The sequence below is a fragment of the Pseudomonas sp. K5002 genome, from assembly GCF_013386655.1.
GTDB lineage: Bacteria > Pseudomonadota > Gammaproteobacteria > Pseudomonadales > Pseudomonadaceae > Aquipseudomonas.
In genome coordinates this window covers 484-2,842 of record NZ_JACARK010001370.1, presented here as the reverse complement: position 1 = coordinate 2,842, position 2,359 = coordinate 484, and the positions used below count along the sequence as shown (strand labels likewise).

2 protein-coding genes are annotated in these 2,359 nt (G+C 64.9%); both read right to left on the bottom strand.

The window, feature by feature from the left end; all coding sequences use genetic code 11:
- The coding region (locus tag HX846_RS40075; protein ID WP_256740426.1) for a thioesterase domain-containing protein at positions 1-737 on the bottom strand (737 nt) is incomplete at its 3' end.
- On the bottom strand, positions 727-2,359 hold a 1,633-nt coding region (locus HX846_RS40070), incomplete at its 5' end, for a methyltransferase (protein ID WP_256740425.1). The genes HX846_RS40070 and HX846_RS40075, both read right to left, overlap by 11 nt.

Below are 2,359 nucleotides of genomic sequence, written 5' to 3'. Positions count from 1 at the left end.
GTGGCACAGTCGGGCTCATCCTGCAGCGCCAGCAACGCACCTTGGGGCACGCGGCCCGGAGTTTGGCGCAGCACCTTGGCAATCGCCCGCTCCATCGCCTGTTCATCCACCGGGTAACCCAGGGTGTGCGGGTCGGCCTGCATCACGCGGGCGAACACGTACTCCGCCAGCAGGTCATCCTCGATCATGAACGGCACGCGGTAGCTGCTGATCACTGTCAGTTGCAGCACCTCGATGTCCCTCGCCGCGAGGCATGACGCCAGCTCCGTCGCCAGCAACCCGCCGAGGCAATAACCGACGATGCTCACCTGGCGCCGGCCTTCGGCGTGCAAGGTGTCGGCATAACGCTCGGCCAGTTCACGAATCGCCGTAGCCGGTGCCAGAGCCAGGTAACCCGGTACATCATTGAGCACCAGCCCCTCCAGTGGCGCTTCTTCCCCGAGTGCAGCAAACAGCGCGCGATACGGTGCCAGGGTGCCGCTGCCATCATGGACAAAGATCCGCGCCGGGCCTTGCGCCTCCTCACGAATCCGCACCAGCGGCGACAGGCTCTCGCTGCCCTGCCCCCGCAGGTAATCCGCCAGGGCCGCAACGGTGGGCTGGTTGATCAACTGGCGCAGCAAATCCCCCCAGGGCACGTTACGGGCCTGGGGCAGGCTTTCCCGCAGGCGACCAACCACCTGCGCCACCAGCAATGAATCACCGCCCAACTCAAAGAAGCCCTGTTCACGGCCCACACTGGGCACCCGCAACAGGGTTTGCCAGACCTCTGCGATACTGCGCTCCAGCGCATCCAGCGGTGCAGCCCCGCTGTTGGCCTGTTGCGTGGCCTGGGCCGGCCATGCCGAGGTTGGCCAACGCCTGGCGGTCGACTTTGCCGTTGACCGTCAGCGGCATTTCATCCAGTACCCGCCACTCGGTGGGTACCATGTAATCCGGCAGGCGCTGGCCCAGATGCGCGCGCAACGCCTCCGGCTCAAGGGTCTGGCGCTCGGTCTTGAAGCGCGTGATGAACAGGTGCTGGCCGATCTGTGACATCGCATCGTCAGCTGCCGGCATGCACAGCGGCGTCTGCGCGCCGGCTTCCTGCAACAGTTGCTGCCACTGCTCGCGGCGGATGAACGTGGTGTCCTGCTCGGCGCGGAAATCCTCGAACGCGGTCAGGCCCTCCTTGAACTCCATGGACGCCATGATCTGGTAGGTGTCGCGGGTGGCTTCGATAAAGATCAGCCAGCCGCCGGGGGCGAGCATTTCCCGCAGCCGGGCGAGTACCTGGCTGGCATGCCGCGAGTTGTGCAGCACGTTGGCACACAGAATCACATCCAGGGAGTTGGCGGCGATGCCTTGGGCCCAGTGGTCGAGGTTCAGGTCAAACAGCCCGTAGCTGACCCACGGAAACTCGACGAAATGCTCCCGCGCTTCGTTGAGGAAAAACTGCGACAGGTCGGTGAACTGGTAGTCCACCGCCAAGCCGTCCAGGGCCGGAATCAGGTCGGCACTGGTGCCGCCCACGCCTGCGCCGATTTCCAGCAACTGCAGACGCCAGCCCGCCGGTTGCAGTGCGGCGATTTCCTGCACCGCCGCACACACCGCCTGGTTCAGGTACTGGCTGATCAGGTTCTTGCGATAGGCGCCTTCGGCGGTGTCGGTACGGCCTTCGGGAAACAGCAAGTGCAACGGGTCGAGCCGGTCGCTCATCAGGGCAGGCAATTGCTCCTGGCTTTCCCGCAGGTAGCGCAGCACTTCACCGCCCCAGCCCACACTCGGTTCCAGCGCCTCGATGCGCTGCCACAGCTGACGGTATTCAGCACCCGAGACCCGCAGTGACGAATAGGCGCCGGTGCCTGGGTTGCGGTCTACCAGTTGTTCGCGATGCAGCGCTTGCAGCCAGCGGCGGATCAGCCGTTCGTTGCGTGGCGCCACTTCGCACAGGCTCATGATCTGGGCCAGGTCGTGCTCGACGCCCGGTTGATCAAACAGCCCCGGGCGTTGCAGGGCCAGGCCCATGGAGAGCAACGCGGCACGCTCGACGCAATCGGACATCTGCGTAATCAGCGCTTCCGTCAGTTGGCCTTTCACGCCGTTGGCCGCCGCCAAGGCGTTGGGTGCCAACCGGGTCGGCCAAGGCAATGGAGTATCACGCAAAGTCCCGCGCACGCAGGCCTGCAAACGCCGCTCGAACGCGCCCTCGCCCGCAGCGACCACCACGGCCGATTCGACATGAGGATGACTGAGCAAGGCACTTTCGACTTCCGCCAACTCGATGCGATGCCCGCGAACCTTGACCTGGAAATCCTCACGGCCAAGGAACTCAATCAACCCGCTTTCAAGGTAGCGCCCCAGGTCGCCGGTGCGGTAC